16 protein-coding genes are annotated in these 19,109 nt (G+C 47.0%); 10 read left to right on the top strand and 6 right to left on the bottom strand.

What is annotated here, in order from left to right; all coding sequences use genetic code 11:
* The first annotated feature begins 1 nt into the window (after position 1).
* The 3 genes from L1D21_RS15890 to L1D21_RS15880 all read left to right on the top strand — a co-directional run bounded on the left by L1D21_RS15890 (position 2) and on the right by L1D21_RS15880 (position 2,917).
* The gene (locus L1D21_RS15890; RefSeq protein ID WP_239846249.1) at positions 2-1,150 is read left to right on the top strand and encodes an alpha/beta hydrolase-fold protein; all 1,149 of its coding nucleotides are present in this window, start codon (positions 2-4) and stop codon (positions 1,148-1,150) included.
* A 270-nt stretch (positions 1,151-1,420) separates the two neighbouring features.
* Positions 1,421-2,371, top strand: a complete 951-nt coding sequence (locus tag L1D21_RS15885; RefSeq protein ID WP_239846248.1) for a PDC sensor domain-containing protein — start codon at positions 1,421-1,423, stop codon at positions 2,369-2,371.
* A gap of 162 nt (positions 2,372-2,533) precedes the next feature.
* The gene (locus tag L1D21_RS15880) at positions 2,534-2,917 is read left to right on the top strand and encodes a hypothetical protein (protein WP_239846247.1); all 384 of its coding nucleotides are present in this window, start codon (positions 2,534-2,536) and stop codon (positions 2,915-2,917) included.
* A gap of 99 nt (positions 2,918-3,016) precedes the next feature.
* Here L1D21_RS15880 and hutI read toward each other — a convergent pair whose 3' ends face one another.
* Positions 3,017-4,243, bottom strand: a complete 1,227-nt coding sequence (gene hutI / locus L1D21_RS15875) for an imidazolonepropionase (RefSeq protein WP_239846246.1) — start codon at positions 4,241-4,243, stop codon at positions 3,017-3,019.
* Between the two features lie 184 nt (positions 4,244-4,427).
* On the opposite strand from hutI, the gene hutC reads away from it, so the two are divergent.
* From hutC to hutH, 3 genes are all read left to right on the top strand, one after another.
* Entirely contained in the window at positions 4,428-5,135 is a 708-nt protein-coding gene (gene hutC / locus L1D21_RS15870; RefSeq protein WP_239846245.1) for a histidine utilization repressor, read from the top strand.
* A gap of 71 nt (positions 5,136-5,206) precedes the next feature.
* Positions 5,207-6,886, top strand: coding sequence for a urocanate hydratase (gene hutU / locus L1D21_RS15865; RefSeq protein ID WP_239846244.1), 1,680 nt, complete (start codon positions 5,207-5,209; stop codon positions 6,884-6,886).
* Positions 6,887-6,904: 18 nt separating this feature from the next.
* Positions 6,905-8,437: a histidine ammonia-lyase gene (gene hutH / locus L1D21_RS15860; RefSeq protein ID WP_239846243.1), complete on the top strand. Its 1,533-nt coding sequence runs from the start codon at positions 6,905-6,907 to the stop codon at positions 8,435-8,437.
* Positions 8,438-8,615: 178 nt separating this feature from the next.
* On the opposite strand, the gene L1D21_RS15855 is transcribed toward hutH, so the two are convergent.
* On the bottom strand, positions 8,616-9,257 hold the full coding sequence (locus tag L1D21_RS15855) for a DUF3157 family protein (protein ID WP_239846242.1): 642 nt from the start codon (positions 9,255-9,257) through the stop codon (positions 8,616-8,618).
* A 231-nt stretch (positions 9,258-9,488) separates the two neighbouring features.
* Here L1D21_RS15855 and L1D21_RS15850 point away from each other — a divergent pair, with 231 nt between their 5' ends.
* Positions 9,489-10,739 (top strand): mechanosensitive ion channel domain-containing protein, encoded by a 1,251-nt coding sequence (locus tag L1D21_RS15850; protein WP_239846241.1) that lies wholly within the window; start codon positions 9,489-9,491, stop codon positions 10,737-10,739.
* On the opposite strand, the gene L1D21_RS15845 is transcribed toward L1D21_RS15850, so the two are convergent.
* A complete protein-coding gene (locus L1D21_RS15845) occupies positions 10,736-11,356 on the bottom strand; it encodes a LysE family translocator (RefSeq protein ID WP_239846240.1) in 621 nt (206 codons plus the stop codon). The two genes, L1D21_RS15850 and L1D21_RS15845, sit on opposite strands and share 4 nt — an antisense overlap.
* An 11-nt stretch (positions 11,357-11,367) precedes the next feature.
* A complete protein-coding gene (locus L1D21_RS15840) occupies positions 11,368-11,925 on the bottom strand; it encodes a lysophospholipid acyltransferase family protein (protein WP_239846239.1) in 558 nt (185 codons plus the stop codon).
* A 158-nt stretch (positions 11,926-12,083) separates the two neighbouring features.
* On the opposite strand from L1D21_RS15840, the gene L1D21_RS15835 reads away from it, so the two are divergent.
* On the top strand, positions 12,084-12,506 hold the full coding sequence (locus tag L1D21_RS15835; protein WP_239846238.1) for a DUF4440 domain-containing protein: 423 nt from the start codon (positions 12,084-12,086) through the stop codon (positions 12,504-12,506).
* On the opposite strand, the gene L1D21_RS15830 is transcribed toward L1D21_RS15835, so the two are convergent.
* Both L1D21_RS15830 and L1D21_RS15825 read right to left on the bottom strand, forming a co-directional pair.
* Positions 12,503-13,264: an NRDE family protein gene (locus tag L1D21_RS15830; RefSeq protein ID WP_239846237.1), complete on the bottom strand. Its 762-nt coding sequence runs from the start codon at positions 13,262-13,264 to the stop codon at positions 12,503-12,505. The two genes, L1D21_RS15835 and L1D21_RS15830, sit on opposite strands and share 4 nt — an antisense overlap.
* Positions 13,265-13,557: 293 nt before the next feature.
* Complete coding sequence (locus L1D21_RS15825; RefSeq protein WP_239846236.1) at positions 13,558-15,135, bottom strand: metal transporter; 1,578 nt, start codon at positions 15,133-15,135, stop codon at positions 13,558-13,560.
* 223 nt (positions 15,136-15,358) lie between these two features.
* On the opposite strand from L1D21_RS15825, the gene L1D21_RS15820 reads away from it, so the two are divergent.
* The gene (locus L1D21_RS15820) at positions 15,359-15,961 is read left to right on the top strand and encodes a YhgN family NAAT transporter (protein ID WP_239846235.1); all 603 of its coding nucleotides are present in this window, start codon (positions 15,359-15,361) and stop codon (positions 15,959-15,961) included.
* Between the two features lie 244 nt (positions 15,962-16,205).
* Entirely contained in the window at positions 16,206-19,043 is a 2,838-nt protein-coding gene (locus L1D21_RS15815) for an immune inhibitor A domain-containing protein (protein WP_239846234.1), read from the top strand.
* The last annotated feature ends 66 nt before the right edge of the window (positions 19,044-19,109 follow it).

Below are 19,109 nucleotides of genomic sequence, written 5' to 3'. Positions count from 1 at the left end.
CGTGATAAAAAAATGGATTGCCGTTGTTATCTTGCTCTGGTGTGTCAGTTCCGCCCAAGCTGCGACTCCTCATCTGGAGAGTTTGATGGTTAAGGCTCCGGACACCGATAAGTTGATAGCCTTTAATATTACTTTGCCTCCCAGTTACGACAAAAATCCCGATAAACATTATGTGCTTTTGTTCGACTTTCATCCCCGTAGTCGTGCTTATTTGGATGGTATGCACGATTGGATGAGTCATAACGGTGACTGGCCGTGGTTAGAGACGATTATCGTTACGGCGCCCGATGGCGACGCTTCTTTGGGTAAGCTAAAGCGCTTGGCGATAGAAGAGCTGGGTAACACAGCGTTGCTGGACTTTATGCAGCAATCGCTGTTACCCGCTATCGATGCCAAATATCGCACCAATGGTTTTCGCATCATGAATGGTTTCACAGGTAATGCAGGCTTAGTGCTGTATACCTTGTTAAATCGTCCCGAACTATTTAACGCTTATCTGGCGGCCAGTCCGGTATTGAGTGATGACTTTGCCTATGTGATGAAGTCGGCATCGAAGAAGTTAGCAAGTCTCAAGGGGAAGCCACGTTACCTGATGCTCACCACAAGCGACAGTGGCTTCGAGCAGCGTCAGTTGGCAGATTTCGCGGCACTGGAGCAGTTGATTAAGACGACGCCTAATCCGGTGCTGCACTATCAGGTGAAGCGTTTTGACGGTACTTACTATATGACCCAGCCGATCCTCGCAACGGCTTATGGTATAGAGTGGCTTTTCGATGACTATCACAGGGTATTGACACCTGACTCTGAGATAGCTCGGGATGGTGTGGCTGCGATACTTGCTCATTATCGCTATCTCTCCGAGCAGAAATATGGTTTCAACGTGCCCTCGACCGATTCACTTATCGCTCTGGCTGATGCCGAGTTCGCTAAAGATGGCGATAAAGGATTAGCCATTTATCTCGCTGCAGTTGAAGCTAATCCTGAGTCCCATACCGCGCACAATGCCTTGGCGCGAGCTTATGGAAAATTGAAAATGTTTGACCTTGCCATAACTCAGCAGAAGCTGGCCCTAGCCAAGACCAAGCATCCTTTTTGGACTCGTAAGTATAACGAGAGTCTAGCCGAGCTAGAGGCGCAGAAACTGGAATAATCCCAATTAGTATAAGAACGAGCGTTAGCCCAGTCGTTTGTCATATTGCCGGCTTTGGCTTGCATTGCCCTATATTGGTGCAGATACCGCTCGCTACGAGGAGTTTTAATTAGATAAACCTTGTTATCCATAAGCACGATTTTGTTGTAACAGCGATATTTCCCGACTTGTAACTCACTGAATCCTTTGCAACAGATGTTGGCGTTATTGTTGCAGGCTTTTGCTGCAGTATGTATGGAATTGAGATGTATTTCGTTATAGGAGTTGTTTATGGCAGCAATGAGTTTTTTAAGTGTGATTGAGCGTTACCATGAACATGAGCAAGTGGTAAAAGAGCTGCTGGAGTCGGTGTTGGTTGGGATCAGCGATCCCGTAATGCTTTCAGATCCTGGGATGCGTATTCGTGCCATGGCTGAGATTGCTAACAGCTATCCCTTTATTGAGTTGCTGTATGTGCTTGACGGTAGCGGGGTTCAGATCAGTGACAATGTCGCTATCGTTAATCGCGTAGTACAGGCCATTCCTGTGGGACAAAATTTAAATCGGAGTCATCGTCCTTATTTCTCCAAGACTCAGCAGGTTGAAAGCCTGAAAATAACCAATCCATACTTGTCTAATGCCAGTGGCAAACTGTGTTTGTCTGCTTCCTATCGTGTCGAGGGGGGAGGTTCGCAAGGTTATATTGTGGTTGATGTGAATCTGACTCAATTGATCGAATTTATGATGGGCGACAGCGCTCGCCGTAAAGCGACGCCACTATTTAAGGCGGTGTACACCTCTTTGGTGTTGGGCTTGTTTATTATGGTGGCGGTGCTGATCAGTATGGCTTCGGTCGATATTGTTCATCTGTTGTCTGAAGGGGCGGTAAACAGCGGCTCGATAAAACCTTTCAGTATTATTATTTTTATTACGCTGGCGCTGGCGGTGTTCGATCTGGGTAAGACTATTTTGGAAGAGGAGGTGCTGATGCATAAAGATATCTTCCGTCATAGCTCCACCCGGCGCACTATCACTCGATTTATCTCCACCATTTTGATTGCCATCTCTATCGAAGCCTTATTAACCATGTTCAAGGCATCACTGGGGGAGATGGAATATGTTCAACCTGCGATCATGATGATGTTTGCCGTGGCGGGCTTGTTAGTGGCGCTGGGGATATATGTTTATCTGGGGGCGAAGGCCGAGCTGTTACTCAAGCAGGGCAATGGCAAGACATCATAAGCTTCATTCAAATAGTGTTAGACTATGTTGTTGATTGAAAATACTTATTTTGTGTGATTTATTATAAAACGAAGAGACCAAGATGATTTTAAAGGATTAAGATTGATGAGATGGTTAACGCTACTGCTTTTTAGTATTTTCCTCGGGGGCTGTTATTTCCACATGATTATACAATCTCTGGGATCTGCGGCAGCCCATAAAATTTTTTGGTGGTTTGAGTGGCGGGATAACTTTCACTTTTATCATATTGCGCAAAACTTTATCGGTATCGGCATAGCATCCTTGATATTGGCACTGTTGATCCGAACCTATGAACCAGAATATAAGTGGCTGGTTTTAGCCTTAGTTGTACCGCTAGCCATGATGCTGATAGGAAATATTAATTATCCCCTCTGGGATTACATGGGCTTAGTTCGTTATGTGCAAGGTGTTTTTGTTCATGGTGATATTGGCGCTAAAGGAGTGTTTCTCGAAATTCTCTTACTACCATTTTTGGCGATTTATCTGTTAGATCGCCTTACTGAAGAGAAGCGCAGGTTTGCTTAGTTTTTCAATAGTATGGGTCTGTAAATCGCATGAGTTTGTAACGGCTTAAATAGAAACGGCGCCCATTGAGCGCCGTTTTGTTTTTATCTCGATGGATCTCTATTGATGAACCAGCTTGCCGGCTTTGACGACTTCTTTACAGGGATTAACACCGTAGCTGTAGGCAAGTTGCGCCGGGGTCGTGATATCCCAAAGACAGAAGTCTGCTTGCATGCCTTGACGTAATACGCCGACAGAATCCTCTATTCCTAGCGCCTTAGCGGCATTACGGGTCATACCGCTTAATGCTTCTTCTGGGGTTAATCTAAACAGGGTGCAACCCATATTCAGCATCAGCAAACTTGAACATAGCGGTGATGAGCCGGGATTAAAGTCACTGGCTAATACCATGGGTACCTGATATTGACGCAACAGCTCGATAGGAGGAAGTTGGGTTTCGCGTAAGAAGTAAAATGCGCCCGGTAGCAAGGTGGCGCAAGTGCCGCTTTCACTCAGGGCTTTGACTCCGACTTCATCTAAGTATTCGATATGATCTACCGACTTAGCACCGAGTTCTGCCGCCATAGCCGAACCGCCCAAGTTAGACAGTTGCTCGGCATGAAGCTTAATATCCAATCCGGCAGTTTTAGCGGCGCACAATACACGCTGTGTTTGTTCTAGACTGAAGGCAATATTTTCGCAAAACACATCTACTGCATCGGCGAGGTTCTCTTTGATCACTGCTGGCAGCATCTCATCGATCACTAAGTCGACATAAGCATCGCTATTATCTTTATATTCAGGCGGAATCGCGTGCGCACCTAAGAAGGTGGTCTTAACATCGACATGGTGATGTTTACCCAATTCGCGAGCAACGCGGAGTAATTTTAGCTCGGTGTCGGTGTCGAGTCCGTAGCCAGATTTTATCTCGACAGTGGTAACGCCCTCTTTGGCTAATGCATTGAGTCGTTGTCGACCTAGCTCGAATAACTCGGCTTCACTGGCTTCGCGGCAGGCTTTCACAGTAGAGATAATACCGCCGCCGCTGCGGGCGATCTCTTCATAGCTGGCGCCTTGTAAGCGCAGTTCGAATTCGTTGGCGCGATTTCCAGCAAAGACTAAATGCGTGTGGGCATCAATAAGGCCGGGTGTTAGCCAGCCGCCCTTGCCTCTGTAAACCGGCGTTGACAAAACATCGAATTCAGGGAGCTGGTTACGGGGACCCATCCAGGCAATTTTGCCCTCTTTAACGGCTAATGCCGCATCGGTAATAGCGCCATAAGGTGCTGAAATTGCTGGATCCATAGTAGCAATGTTGACGTCAATCCAGACCTGATCCCAATCCATAACTTTTTCCTCTCGCGGCGAACTTTGTCGGCCAGCGTAAAAAACTTGTGTGAGCTAGCTTGTGTTTACTTGTATATACAAGCTAGGATTATAGCGATAATTTTTATGATTTGAAAACGGGTATCGGTGCATCTTGGCAGCTTACATCGCTATCGAGAAGCTAAATATCGACACAGGAGCTTAGATGGTAACGCCCAAATTTGCTGAAATTAAACAGTTTATTCTAACTAAGGTTGAGACCGGTGAGTGGCAACAAGATTGCAAAGTGCCGTCAGAAAATCAGTTAGCAGAACTGTTTGAGTGTAGTCGTATGACGGCAAGGCGCGCGTTAACCGAGCTGACCGAGTCAGGTGTGCTCGAGCGTTCACAGGGCTTAGGCACCTTTGTGGCCGGATTAAAGTCACAGTCATCGATGATGGAGATCCGCAACATCGCCGATGAGATCAACGAGCGTGGTCATGGTTACAGTGTGCAGCAATTAGAACTGGCCGAGATTGTGGCAGCGGCGCCAATTGCCAACGCCTTGGGGTTGGAAGAAGGCAGCCCGGTATTCTATTCGGTACTGGTGCATTGTGAACAAGGCACACCTTTGCAGCTAGAGGAACGTTTCGTCAATCCCAAGCTGGTGCCAGACTATCTCAAACAAGATTATTGCAGCCAAACTCCCCATGAATATTTATCGCTGGTAGCTCCCTTAACTGAGGCGCGTCATACCATCGAAGCTGTGGTGGCGAATACTTCACAGCAGCAACATCTACAAATTGAATCCAGTGAACCTTGCTTACAGATCCTGCGCCGAACTTGGTCGCGACAGGGAGTAGTGAGTTTCGCACGGTTAATTCACCCAGGCAGTCGTTTCCGCCTCGGTGGACATTTAACTTTTAATCGTTAGATGCCAACAATATCAAAAATAATCGAATAACAAGATAAAGACATGAAGTCGAACAGGTTGAGGTAAACATAATGAATAACAGACATGACCCTAGTCGCCAGATTATTGCTCCCCACGGCAGCAAGTTAACTTGTAAAAGTTGGCTTACCGAAGCACCAATGAGGATGTTGATGAACAACCTGCATCCCGATGTGGCTGAACGCCCAGAAGATCTGGTGGTTTATGGCGGTATTGGCCGTGCAGCCCGTGATTGGCAATGCTATGACAAGATCATTGAAGTGCTACAGCGCCTAGAAGATGATGAAACCTTATTGGTGCAATCGGGCAAACCTGTCGGAGTATTTAAAACCCATAACAATGCGCCACGTGTGATCATTGCAAACTCTAACCTAGTGCCCCACTGGGCAAACTGGGAACACTTTAACGAGTTAGATAAAAAGGGGTTGGCCATGTATGGCCAGATGACGGCGGGCTCATGGATCTACATCGGTTCACAAGGGATTGTGCAGGGCACTTATGAAACCTTTGTGGCGATGGCGAATAAACATTTCAATGGTTCATCGGCGGGCAAGTGGATCTTAACTGGTGGCCTCGGTGGTATGGGCGGTGCTCAACCGCTGGCGGGGACGATGGCTGGTTATTCGGTATTAGCCTGTGAAGTGGATGAAACCCGTATCGATTTCCGTTTGCGTACCCGTTATGTCGATAAGAAGGCGACTAACTTAGATGAAGCCTTGGCGATGATCGATGAAGCCAACGCCAGCGGCAAGCCAGTGTCTGTAGGCTTATTGGCCAATGCTGCCGATGTGTTTGCCGAATTAGTTGAGCGCGGCGTGACGCCAGATGTTGTGACCGATCAGACGTCGGCGCACGACCCGCTTAACGGTTATTTGCCGCAGGGTTGGACCCTTGAACAAGCAGCAAAAATGCGTTTGCAAGATGAAGCGGCTGTCGTGAAAGCGGCGAAGCAATCAATGGCGGTACAAGTGAAAGCCATGTTAGCACTGCAAGCTGCGGGTGCGGCGACGACCGATTACGGTAACAATATTCGTCAAATGGCGTTTGAAGAAGGGGTTGAAAATGCCTTCGATTTCCCAGGTTTTGTACCTGCCTATGTGCGTCCGTTGTTCTGTGAAGGTATTGGTCCATTCCGCTGGGCTGCACTGTCTGGCGATCCAGAAGATATCTATAAAACCGATGCCAAAGTTAAAGAGTTGATCCCTGACAACCCACATCTACACAACTGGTTAGATATGGCGCGTGAGCGTATTGCATTCCAAGGTCTGCCTGCCCGTATCTGTTGGGTTGGCTTAAAAGATCGCGCGCGTCTGGCTAAGGCATTTAACGATATGGTGAAATCGGGCGAGTTATCTGCACCGATTGTGATTGGCCGTGATCATTTAGACTCGGGCTCGGTTGCCAGCCCTAATCGTGAAACTGAATCTATGCTCGATGGCTCAGATGCGGTATCGGATTGGCCATTAATGAATGCGTTACTGAATACTGCCAGTGGCGCGACCTGGGTATCGCTACATCACGGCGGTGGCGTCGGTATGGGCTTCAGTCAACACTCGGGTGTGGTGATTGTGGCCGATGGTACCGATGAAGCCGAAGCGCGTTTAGGTCGTGTATTGTGGAACGATCCGGCGACAGGTGTGATGCGTCATGCCGATGCGGGCTACGATATTGCTAAGCAGTGCGCCAAGGAGCAAGGCTTAGATCTTCCAATGTTAGATGCACAGAACAAATAATAATAAGAGGCAGTAAATATGAGTCATTTAGTTTTAAAGCCAGGCACATTATCGCTGGCACAGCTGCGTGAAATTAGCCGCAGCAAGGTGAGTCTGGAGTTGTGTTCGAGCGCTATCGCCGATATCAATACCAGTGCCGGATTAGTACAGCAGGTACTCGACGAAGGTCGCACCGTTTATGGTATCAACACAGGTTTTGGTTTGTTAGCCAACACTAAAATTAACCAGCAAGATCTGCAGTTATTACAACGTTCTATCGTGCTCTCTCATGCGGCTGGCACCGGTCAATATATGCAAGATGCGACAGTGCGCCTGATGATGGTGCTGAAGATCAACTCGCTGAGTCGCGGCTTCTCTGGGATTCGTTTAGAGGTGATTAACTTCCTGATAGCCCTTGTGAATGCCGAAGTTTACCCTTGTGTACCAGAGAAAGGCTCTGTTGGCGCATCGGGCGACTTAGCACCGCTATCACACATGTGTTTGCCTCTGCTAGGTGAAGGTGAGATGAGCCATAAGGGCGAACTCATCTCGGCCAAAGAGGGACTGGAGATCGCAGGACTCGAGCCTATCGAGCTCGCAGCCAAAGAGGGCTTGGCATTACTTAATGGTACCCAAGCTTCAACTGCGTTGGCGCTAGAAGGCTTATTTAATGCGGAAGATTTGTTTGCAGCAAGCTCGGTTATTGGTGCCATGAGTGTCGAAGCTGCAATGGGCAGTCGTAGCCCGTTTGACCCGCGTATTCATGCGGCTCGTGGTCAGCAAGGACAAATCGATTCGGCGGCGATTTTCCGTCATCTGCTGGGGGAAGAATCACAGATCAGTCTGGATCACGTCAATTGTGAGAAGGTACAAGATCCTTATTCGCTACGTTGTCAGCCGCAAGTATTGGGTGCCTGTTTGACGCAAATTCGTCACGCGGCAGAAGTGTTAGTCACAGAAGCCAACGGCGTGACTGATAACCCGCTGGTATTCCAAGATACGGGTGATATTATTTCTGGTGGTAATTTCCATGCGGAACCGGTTGCCATGGCCGCCGACAACTTGGCGATTGCCATTGCTGAGTTAGGGTCTATCGCCGAGCGTCGCATCGCATTATTGATTGACTCTAGCCTGTCTAAGTTGCCCCCTTTCTTGGTAGAAAACGGTGGTGTGAATTCAGGCTTTATGATCGCTCAGGTTACCGCTGCGGCATTGGCATCGGAAAATAAAACCTATGCTCACCCTGCGTCAGTAGACAGCTTACCCACATCGGCTAATCAGGAAGACCATGTTTCTATGGCAACTTTCGCGGCTCGTCGATTAAGAGATATGTCTGAGAATACTCGTGGCGTGTTAGCGGTTGAGCTGCTGGCAGCTGCACAAGGGTTAGATTTCCGCGCACCCCTTCAGCCGTCAGCTGCGGTAGCGCAAGCTAAAGCTGAGCTGCGCGAGTTGGTAAGCTATTATGATAAGGACAGGTTCTTCGGTCCAGATATCGAATCGGCGACTGACTTGTTGTTAACGGCAAGCTTCAATGGCTATCTTCCAGCGAACACTATGCCTAGCTTCTAATTGTCGATAACAATCGCACAATAAACAATCACACAATAAAGAGTGCACGATAAAAAAGGGTCATGATGGCCCTTTTTTATGCGCTGTCGTTAGCTATGAGTGTTGTCAAAGAACCTTAAGCTAATACCAATCGCAGTAATTATCCGATCTCGGGGGAACTAGGTTGCAGTGAATTGGGTTAACGCGAATCCATGTCTTTAACCTTCAGGGTTAACAACTGTTTTTGCCAGCGCGCTTTATCGACTCCTTCGAACCAAAGGGTATCGCTGTTGCGAGTTTGGCCTTTACGCAGATAAGTTTCAGGCATTCTAAAAATCGCCTGCCATACCGGTAAGGTTTGTTTGACGAGCGGCTGCCCATCGTCATCGAATAAGCTCACTTCCAGCTCGATTAGCACATAACTGTCGCTGCTTTGGCTTGAGAGTTCGAAGTTAAGCCCGAGGCGACCTTTATCATCCCATTGATGGGTTAAATAGCTGACTTTTACGCCATCTTTAGCGGTAGATTTTAATAACTGAGCTTGATTGATGGCGCTATTGGTTAGTGCTCCAGCCACCACTGGTGCCGTGTTGATGCTTGGGTTGATGGCTTCTGCAGTTTGCTGAGCCATTTGCTCTGCGTCTGTAACTTGGGGGGCGGCTTGAGCCGCTGGAGTGTCGATAAAAAGATATTCCCAGGTGAAGTCATCATTTAGTTGCACCTTGGCACCATTTTCTAAGGTGACCACAGCCATAGTCTGTTTCGATACTTCGTCGCCAACACTGGGCAAGGCCACTAGGGCGAATGCCAAAAAGCTATAGGCTTGCAGGGCTTTGTACATAAAAATCATCCAATGAATTAGGCAGATATCAGTTTATCTTAGCATAGCTTATGAGCGGTATGAGAATCCGTATACCGCTGACGATAGGGCGAGATGATATTTATTATGAAGACATATCGTCTGTGCTAAAATGCGTTTTAAATAAGAGGTTGTGGTATTTTTATCTGTTTGTCTATAAAGGTTTTTTATCTGATAAATAGTACAGCCTAATAGCCATGGGAGAGTGATATTTTGGATCAAGAATTACGCGAGCAAGTCGCACAATGGTTAGCTGGCTTAGGTATCGACAGTTCGACAGATGGACTCACCGTGAGCATCATGGTATTTGCTTGTCTGCTGATTGCTTTCATTGCTTATTTTCTGGTTAAGCGTGGTGTTGTGAGTACCATGAATATCGTGATTCAGCGCTCTAAGGTGCGTTGGGACGACGTTATTATGCATCACGGCGTGTTGGAAAAAATGGCAATCCTAGTGCCCGCCTTGATGCTCAACATCATGCTGCCATTAGTATTAGCCGAGCATCAACTGATCAGTAGTATGGTGGATCGGCTGCTGGATGTGGTGATTATCGTATTGGTTGTTCGTGCCATCTTTAGCACCTTGGATTCGGCCAACGAGATTGCTGATGTGAATCAGATCAGTCGCCGTTTACCCATCAAGAGCTTTGTTCAGCTGTGTAAGTTGTTTCTGTTTTTTGTGGCCATTATTGTGTCTATTTCGGTGCTGTCTGAGCAATCGCCCATCTACTTCCTCAGCGGCTTAGGGGTTGCCACCGGTTTAGTGATGTTGGTGTTCAGAGATACCATTCTGGGTTTTGTGGCGGGTATTCAGCTGGCGGCTAATCGGATGGTAAGCCCTGGCGATTGGATCCAAATGGATAAGTATGGCGCCGATGGCTCGGTTGAAGAGGTGTCATTGACCACGGTAAAGGTGCAGAACTGGGATAAGACCATTACCATGATCCCCGCCTATGCCTTAGTGTCGGATGCGTTTAAGAACTGGCAGGGCATGTCGGAGTCGGGCGGCCGCCGAATTAAGCGAGCGGTGAATATCGATATCGACTCGATAGCGTTTTTAACCGAAGAGCAGTTGCAGCGTCTGGGTAAAATCAATCTGTTAAAGCAGTATTTAGCCGATAAAAAGACAGAAATTAGTGAGTTTAATGCCAAGATTCAAGATGGCGATATGCCGGTTAATAGTCGTCACCTAACCAATGTGGGCACCTTCCGTGCCTATTTGCGTCAGTACATGCAGCAGCACCCTAAAGTGCATCAAGATATGACGCTGCTGGTACGCCAGTTAGCACCGACGACGGAAGGGTTACCCATAGAGATTTATATCTTTACTAACGATACTCGATGGGCTTTTTATGAGGATATTCAGGCAGATATTTTCGACCATATCTATGCGATTCTGCCGCAGTTTAACCTGCGTGCTTTCCAGGCACCTACTGGTGCCGATGTGCGAAGTTTAAAAGGTTAATCTCGAGTGATGAGGATGGTGGCTAAAGTGATAAATATGCCACCACTAACTCGGTCAAACCAATGCAGTTGTTGGCTGGCTTTCAGTTTAGGTGCTAGCACATTAGCCATGCTGGCATAGATCATCACAAAGCTGAAATCGACGATGGCCCATGTTAGTGCCAATATCATCAGTTGTTGACCTTGGGGAGCGTTAAGGTCGATAAACTGCGGGAACAGTGCGCCAAAGAACAGGAGATCTTTGGGGTTACTGATCCCGACCAGAAAGGCTTGCTTAAACATCTGTTTCGGTGTGCCTTTGCTCTGCCGTTGTAACTCGAATCCTGGTGTGCTTGGTTTACTCAGCAGTAACTTGATGCCCAAATAACCCAGGTAAGCGGCGCCACAATATTTCAGTAATACAAAGCCATATTCGCTGGCGCTTAAAAGTGCGCCCAGTCCCGCTGCCGAAGCAAACATTAATAATAGTGCCGAGCTAACACTGCCACAGGCGGTGGCTAAGCTGCGACGTTTGCCGAAATGAATACCATGACTCATCGACAGCACGGCCATAGTGCCGGGGGAGATGGCGAGCATCACAATCGCAAATAGATAGAGTAACCAAGTATCTAAATTCATAAGCTGGCAGATTATTGCGCGTCAAAACGTTCAGGTATGGCCTTTGGATGACAGCCTTTGATGTCGCGATAGAAATCTAAGATGCGATTCATTTCGGGCTCAATATCTCCAGTGACTTGCATCGGCTCGGGGATCACCACTTGCTTATTCGCAAAATCGAAGGCAACAGTGACGATAGGCACCTGAGCTTTTACGGCAATATGGTAGAAACCCGTTTTCCAACGCTTGACTGGACTGCGAGTGCCTTCGGGGGCTAGTGCGAGTCTGAAGTTAGGGTCTTGGCTAAATAATTGCGCCGCGGCATCCACTAGATTGTTGTTCTTACGTCGATCGACCGCCGTGCCGCCGATGGCTTTAAAGAACCACCCCCAGGGGGGAATAAATAGCTGATGTTTACCGAGAAAGTGAATTTTTTGTCCCAATGCCCCTCGAGCTAAGACACCGATAATAAAATCCCAATTGCTGGTATGGGGCGCAACGATGGCGACATATTGTTGATTGACAGGCAAGTGCCCATCAATTTTCCAGCCCCATAACTTGAGTAGGCTTTTACAGGTTATTCTGAACATAAGTTAAGCTCTATGATTAGGTGTTCTGTTGGCTTGCCGCAGTCGTATTTCTTAATAATTCACATCGTCGCTAACGGCATTAAAATATTGTTTTTAGAGAGCGCCTTACAGAATTTGTACTATATATTACACCTTAATATCGCACGATGGAGTAGATGATGTTTAAAAATGGTTGGATAGTATTATTACTGATATGGACTTTTCCTGCTGCGGCCGTTCCCACAGACGAAATTGCTGCCATGTTATCAAGGCAAGCGGTGGCCTGGAATCGTGGAGATTTAGATGCCTATATGCAGGGGTATTGGAAGAGCGACAAGCTGCGTTTTGCCACTACCAAGCAGTTTCGTAATGGCTGGGTCGAAATCCTCGCAGCCTATAAAAAGAATTACCCCGATCAAGCCACTATGGGACAGCTCAAATTTAGCAATGTAGATATTAAGCTGTTGAGTAACTATGCGGCTTTAGTTGTGGGACGCTGGCAATTAATTCGTGCCAAAGATAAACCCAATGGGGTGTTTACTCTGTTGGTGGAAAAAATTGATGACAAATGGGTGATCACCCATGATCATTCTTCCGATTAATCCGCAGGAATGTTAAACGTCTGCTGGCCAAGGTTTCTGCCTTTGCCATCATATCGCACCTCGATAAAGCGACAATTACCTAATTTATCTTGGATGATAATCGAGGTCGATCGAGTGCCATATTCAGGGTGTTTGATATAAATAGAGGAGAGCTGTCTTTCCCACTCCAAGGCGATCCCCGTTTGCGGCAAGAGAGTATCATCGGCCTGAGTTTGATCTGTCATGATTTGCAACAGAGCATCGATATCCGGTGGGCTGTTATGAGAAAGCTGTTGTTCTAGAGCTTGAGTACCTTTGGCCATTTTCGGCCAGATATCATCTAAGGCACCATTGCTAATCGCGTGAAATCCCGGACTGAGGCGCTTGATGCTATTGTCGACACTATGAAAGCAGTAGAGTCTATGTCCCTGACCAAACAGCAGATTGAAGGGATTATAAAAGTGGCCTTGTTCTTCTAGCCAAGTTGCATTCATTGCCTCGGGGTTTTGCAGACTGTTGATGACTAACTCGCCACGACTGCGTTTATCGGATTGCTGTAGCTCGGGGGCGCGGATATTGGTTACTGCGGCAATATAACCCTGTCGATTTATTCCCAGCCAACTGCCTCCCGCCTGTAGATCTCTGCCTGCGAGTAGCTGGTTTTCCGGTGGCCAAAAGTGAGCGGGCTCGGTGGGGCGAATATGAAACTCATCCCTGTTAGCGCAGACAATTAGCGGGTAATCAGGGTGAGTTTCTAAGGCGATAAACAGAATGCACATTGGCCAGACCTGAATAATGATGAGTGGCTTTAATACCAATCGTAGTAATTATATGATCATTCTTGCTAGTTAAAATCGCCGATAACCGTGTTGTAAATTTTGTTATTAGAATAACTAGTTACTGCAATTTACGCCTTGTTCTCGACAATTTGTCCTGCGCCTTTTTCTGTTACAAACGGGCTGATCACTAATTTACTTTGATTGGTATAACTTAGCTGCGTCAGCATTGAAATGCCAACTTTATCACCGTAAATCAAGCACCATCTTGCCTGATTATGAGAGCCTCGTTGCCGTTAGTGGTGATGGCCATGTTTGTGGTGACTGTGATCTTGTTGACCATGTTGATGCTGTCCATTATCGCCGTGATCATGCACTTTCGGTGTCCATAAAGTTATGCGAGCCATAAACTTACGAGGGCCGAGTCTTAATAAGCTGGCACCGAAAATAACTGCAATTAACACCAGTGCCGTTGCATTCATTGCTTGTGGCAAGCTGATCACACTGTGCCATTGGGGTAACAGCCAATGGCAAGCTAATAAGCAGACTATCAGCATGGTGAAAAGTGACAGACGTTGTGGCCAGTTAAGTAACTTTAATTGGGCAACGTTAAATATTGGTGCTGCTAACAGGGTCACCATTACTGCCTCGATGCTCCAGCCGCTGTAGGCGAGTGATAATGCTAATACCGCGCCGCCTAAGTTACAAAAGCGCATTGGCAAAAACAGCAGCAATAATATGATGACCTGAACTATAGGATTTTCCAGTGGAACTGAAGGGTGACCTATCAGGTTGGCTAAGATCAGGCTAAGAATAATCCAAGGTGCACTGCGATCCACTAAATGGCCAAAGCCAAACTGCCACGAAGCGATAGGTAGGCCTTGATGTGGATCTGTGGGCTCGACTTTAAATTGCGTGAACAACAAGCCCAGAAACAGCAAACCCGCTATCTGGATAATCGCAAGGCTTGGCCCCAGTAATAGCAAACTAATCACCAAGGCTTCAGGTCCGGCGAGTCGTTGCAGCCAACGTAAACTTAATTTGTTGTGATGTGGTGATAGACCAAACTGATAACGCACCGCGGCAATGATGTAAGCGAGTAACAATACTGGGGCTAAGGTTAATAACCAGTCGATAAGCTGTTCTGTACTGTGGGAGTGTTCATGGTGGTCATGACTCCCCGAGTCCATCATTAGCAATACAAACAGCAGTAAAATGCCGAGAATACTGCCGATACCCGCCTGATATTCATATTTACCTTGCTTGTCATTGATGCTATTGCCGTGGGGCTGATGCAAGACCACATGCAGAATCGAACCGGTAACGAAGGCTTGCAGATAAACCGTATTATCAAGGCTGAGCTGAGTCAGTAATTGCTCACCAGCGAAATAGCCCACACTGGTTAATAACATCATTCCCAATAGCACTATCATCGCCCAGCGACTACCAACCTGGGGTTTTAGCAGCCACCAAATGGCTAGCCCAACAGGGAGCCGATGCAGTATCACTCCGAGTGCGAGTAGGGCGGAGTTACCATCTTGCTGAGCAAGCACCATGGCGCCGCCATCGGTCATGGTGTGTAGCAATAATCCGGTGATCCCTAAGATGAGGGTCAGGTTATGAGTCACTTCGGAATAGCGATGAAATAGCCTTTCGCTGAGGGTAGGTCCCCATAAACCGATAATGACAAACACTACGGCCAAGAAGCCACCATGTTCTAACAGTTCTGGCAGGATGTGGATAAGTACAAGGCCGCCGAGGGAGACAAAGATAAAGCCATCTAAGCCTTTTTGTAGGCCACTTTCTGCCGTAAAGAAACGGTAAAATAGTGGACCTAGCAGGAGTGCAATACAACTGGCGACGAGATAGTACATATCAACTGTTATTAGGGAATAAGGAAGCCCGTTAGTATAACAGTCTTATCTCTGGCAATCGAATATTTACCATCACCTGATAGTGAATTTACTTATGCTTTGTTAGTTGGTTAGTTTAAATGGCTGGATATTGTGCTTTAGCCTAATTTTGTTGGCTGATCTGCTGAATAAGCAGCTGGATTCGTTATACAATACGGGCTCAACTCTTGACGACTATTGAGCTATGGACATTTTTTCTGCTGCGGTAATGTTATTTCTGATTATGGACCCATTAGGGAACTTGCCCATATTCGCCTCTATCTTGCGTCATATCGAGCCGAAAAAGCGCCGTCGAGTTCTGATCCGAGAGTTAATCTTCGCATTAGTGATTATGCTGCTTTTTCTTTACGCTGGTGAAGCGATATTGAGTTTCCTAAATCTGCGCTCTGAATCGGTCAGTATTGCCGGTGGTATTATTCTGTTTTTGATTGCGATTCGGATGATCTTCCCTCAGCCCGGTGGCGTCGTTGGGTTAGCAGCAGGTGAAGAGCCCTTTATCGTGCCAATGGCGATTCCGTTAATGGCGGGGCCATCGGTGCTCGCAGCGTTAATATTACTTGCTCATACCGATGCCAGTCGTATGACAGACTGGACTATAGCATTAGTGGCCGCATGGGGCGCGAGTGCCGTTATCTTACTCTTCTATAAATTGTTTACTAAAGTGCTTGGCGAGAAGGGCTTAACGGCGGTTGAACGCCTGATGGGCATGGTGTTGGTGATGATTTCGGTGCAGATGTTCCTCGACGGTGTGGCTAATTATATTGCCCATACAGGAAACGTTAGTTAGACCTAATTGTGCTGAGTAAAGTCATAAATAGAATTTATGGTTTGAAAGTCGTATTTGCTGCTGGTTTACTGAGCAAATTGTTGTTAATGTTCTGTTGGTTTTTAGTGGTGGAATAGACCCTATGCTCTGATGTGACTGGGTTATCCCTGCAAAGTACGACCTAATTTAACGATAATTGAGATTATTTTATTGCCATCCTGATAACTCATGGTGTCGATAAAATAAAGTAGTACAAGGGAAGTTAATGAAAATGAACACATATTATGCAGGTGCATTAACGACATTGGCACTAGCATTCCCTGTAACGATGGCACATGCTACACCTTCGGCTCCTATAGCGTCAGGTCCGACAGCAGACGTTGGTGTGATCAATAAAGAACAGATTCTTTATTGGATGACTAAGCGTGGTGAATTAGCCACAGATGCGACTGAGCAACAGAAGCAACAAGCGTTTGAGCGTTACACAAGTAAAGCCGGTAAAATTAAGCTCGATGCACGTTTGCAACAAGCTAAGCTGATCAAGCAACAAGTATCGAGCAAGGTGCTGCGCAGTAGTTCTGTTGTTGACAAGGCGCAAGCCGATGCCGAGGTGACAAAAACGGTAAAAGTGCTTGGCGTACTGATTGATTTTCCTGATCTTCCCCATGATAACAATCGTCTCAGTGCCAGTGATACGGCTATGTATTACTCGAGTTATCCGCTTTCTCATTATCAGAATTTGATGTTCTCAACCACTGGATTTAGTGGTCCTTCTGGGCAGACGCTGCTTTCCGGGTATCAATATTATCAGGCCGAGTCGGGCGGGAGTTTCTTCTTTACTGGTAGTGTTAAGGGCTGGTATACCGCCACTCAAAATGCGGCCTACTATGGTGCAAATAACCCTAATGATGCCGATAACGATTATCGTGTTCCCGAGTTAGTTAAAGAAGCGGTTACAGCGGCATTAGCCGATATGACTGCCGATGAAATTGCGACTTATGATGTCGAAGACCCTTATGACATTGATGCCGATGGTAATCTTGATGAAGCCGATGGCTATATCGACCATGTGATGCTGTTTCATTCTAGTATTGGGGAAGAAGCGGGTGGTGGTGTACTCGGTGATGATGCGATTTGGTCACATCAATATTATGTGATGGATGGCAATAATGCTGGCTATACCATTCCCGGTACTGGCATGAAGGTTTATACCTATACGGTTCAGCCTATTGACGCTGCAGCGGGTGTGGTCGCTCACGAATTTGGCCATGATTTGGGGCTGCCAGATGAATACGATATTAGTGGCAATAGTGGTGATGGTTCACCGGTCGGCTCTTGGTCTATTATGGGCGGTGGTAGCTGGACCGGCATGATCCCTGGTTCACAACCCGTTGGCTTTAGTCCTTATGCGCGCTCTTATTTGCAAGATGCCTATAAAGGTAAATGGCTAAACGAAACGGTTATAGACATAGATACGCTTGCGGATAGTGGCCAAGATGTTCAGCTATTTGAAGCTGTGAATAACACCAAGGTTAACCAAATCTCTATTCCTTTACCTGCGGCTGACGTGGCTTTCAAGGCGCCTTATTCTGGCAGTTATCAATACTATTCTGGTCAGGGAAACTTGATCAGCACTGCGGCAGAATTTAGTTTGACCCTGCCTGCGAGTGGCAGTTTGTCGTTACGGATGAAGGCGCATTGGAATATCGAAGAAGATTACGATTATGCTCAGGTGTTACTCGATGGCACGCCTTTGCTGGGTAATCATACCAAGGCGAGTAATGTTATTAATGCCGCAGAAAATATTATTACCGGTGGATCTCAAGATATCGCGGGCGCAGAAGGCACTAATGCTTGGGTCGATTTAACCTTCGACGTATCTGCCTATGCTGGCGGAACTCACCAGATTAAGCTGGTGTATGTGACCGACGAATTTGTCGGTGACTATGGTTTTGTAGTCGACGATATCAAGTTACTGGCAGACTCGAGCGAAGTGTACAGTGATGACGCTGAAACTGATGGCGTGATGACTTTCAGTGGCGGTTTTGCTCGCATCACCGACCAGCGACCCGGTGGTGATCGCCGTTACGTAGTGCAGCTACGCAGTTATAACGATGTGGATGTTGGTCTGCAGACACATTATTATGATCGCGGCGTTTTAGTCTGGCTGGAAAACAAAGATGAAGCCGATAATAATTCCAGCGAGCACCCTGGTTCAGGGTTGATTGGAGTTGTCGATGCCGACCAAGATTTGATCAGTAACTATGATACTACGGTGCAGATCCGAGATGCGGCCTTTAGCTTGTATGATCAGACGAGTTATTTTGGCGATAATCATCTTGCAGGCAATCCCCTATTCGATGACACCGAAGACTACACAGCACAAGCTAAACCTGAAGCGGGCGTGATATTGCCTGCGTTAGGCATTACCATGGCGGTCTTGACCCAAGCGGCAGACTCCAGCAGTGCGACGTTAAGATTTAAATATGGTAGTGACAGTATGTCTGATTCGGTTACCGTGAGTCTATCGGCTCAACAAGATGGCGCCAGGGTCAGCTTTAACACTACAGTGACTGGTGGCGATGGTAACTATAGCTATGACTGGGACTTTGGCGTAGCTGGAGCAAGTAGTACAGAAACCACTCCGACTTATGTATATGCCGATGCGGGCCAATATCAAGTGACAGTGACAGTGACCGACGGTACAGGTGAGGCGAGCAGTGATAGTCTCACTGTCGATGTGGCTATTCCACCTGTAGCGAGTTTCAGCTTTACGCTAACCAACTTGGACGTTAGCTTCAGCAATAGTAGTTCGGCGGGAGTTGGTGCATTGAGCTATGAGTGGCAATTTGGTGATGGCAATAGCAGCACCGCACAATCGCCGAGTCATAGTTATACCAGTTCAGGCACCTACACTGTCGTGCTGACAGTCACTGATACTGAAGCCAATGTGTCGACTGTTTCGCAATCGGTTACGGTAACCTCGGGCATTGTTTCACCGCCCCCACCGACAGAATCTGAATCAGATTCCAGCTCTGGCGGTAGCTTAGCTTGGTGGTCTCTGGCCCTATTGATGTCGTTGGCGATTCGCAGACGTAGCTAAACAGATTTTCAATCATCCACATAAAAAGCCTCGTTAACCGAGGCTTTTTTATTTCAGCATTATCTA

It is taken from the genome of Shewanella sp. Isolate11 (assembly GCF_022398315.1).
GTDB lineage: Bacteria > Pseudomonadota > Gammaproteobacteria > Enterobacterales > Shewanellaceae > Shewanella.
This window is presented reverse-complemented; position numbering and strand designations above follow the sequence as displayed.

What these genes read in the sequence shown, in the direction of transcription:
- L1D21_RS15830 (WP_239846237.1), bottom strand. Translation starts at nt 13,264, where the DNA reads ATGTGCATTCTGTTTATCGCCTTAGAAACTCACCCTGATTACCCGCTA.
- L1D21_RS15835 (WP_239846238.1), top strand. Translation starts at nt 12,084, where the DNA reads ATGTTTAAAAATGGTTGGATAGTATTATTACTGATATGGACTTTTCCT.
- L1D21_RS15815 (WP_239846234.1), top strand. Translation starts at nt 16,206, where the DNA reads ATGAAAATGAACACATATTATGCAGGTGCATTAACGACATTGGCACTA.
- hutC (WP_239846245.1), top strand. Translation starts at nt 4,428, where the DNA reads ATGGTAACGCCCAAATTTGCTGAAATTAAACAGTTTATTCTAACTAAG.
- hutI (WP_239846246.1), bottom strand. Translation starts at nt 4,243, where the DNA reads ATGGATTGGGATCAGGTCTGGATTGACGTCAACATTGCTACTATGGAT.
- L1D21_RS15825 (WP_239846236.1), bottom strand. Translation starts at nt 15,135, where the DNA reads ATGTACTATCTCGTCGCCAGTTGTATTGCACTCCTGCTAGGTCCACTA.
- L1D21_RS15855 (WP_239846242.1), bottom strand. Translation starts at nt 9,257, where the DNA reads ATGTACAAAGCCCTGCAAGCCTATAGCTTTTTGGCATTCGCCCTAGTG.
- hutU (WP_239846244.1), top strand. Translation starts at nt 5,207, where the DNA reads ATGAATAACAGACATGACCCTAGTCGCCAGATTATTGCTCCCCACGGC.
- L1D21_RS15845 (WP_239846240.1), bottom strand. Translation starts at nt 11,356, where the DNA reads ATGAATTTAGATACTTGGTTACTCTATCTATTTGCGATTGTGATGCTC.
- L1D21_RS15885 (WP_239846248.1), top strand. Translation starts at nt 1,421, where the DNA reads ATGGCAGCAATGAGTTTTTTAAGTGTGATTGAGCGTTACCATGAACAT.
- L1D21_RS15880 (WP_239846247.1), top strand. Translation starts at nt 2,534, where the DNA reads ATGATTATACAATCTCTGGGATCTGCGGCAGCCCATAAAATTTTTTGG.
- L1D21_RS15820 (WP_239846235.1), top strand. Translation starts at nt 15,359, where the DNA reads ATGGACATTTTTTCTGCTGCGGTAATGTTATTTCTGATTATGGACCCA.
- hutH (WP_239846243.1), top strand. Translation starts at nt 6,905, where the DNA reads ATGAGTCATTTAGTTTTAAAGCCAGGCACATTATCGCTGGCACAGCTG.
- L1D21_RS15840 (WP_239846239.1), bottom strand. Translation starts at nt 11,925, where the DNA reads ATGTTCAGAATAACCTGTAAAAGCCTACTCAAGTTATGGGGCTGGAAA.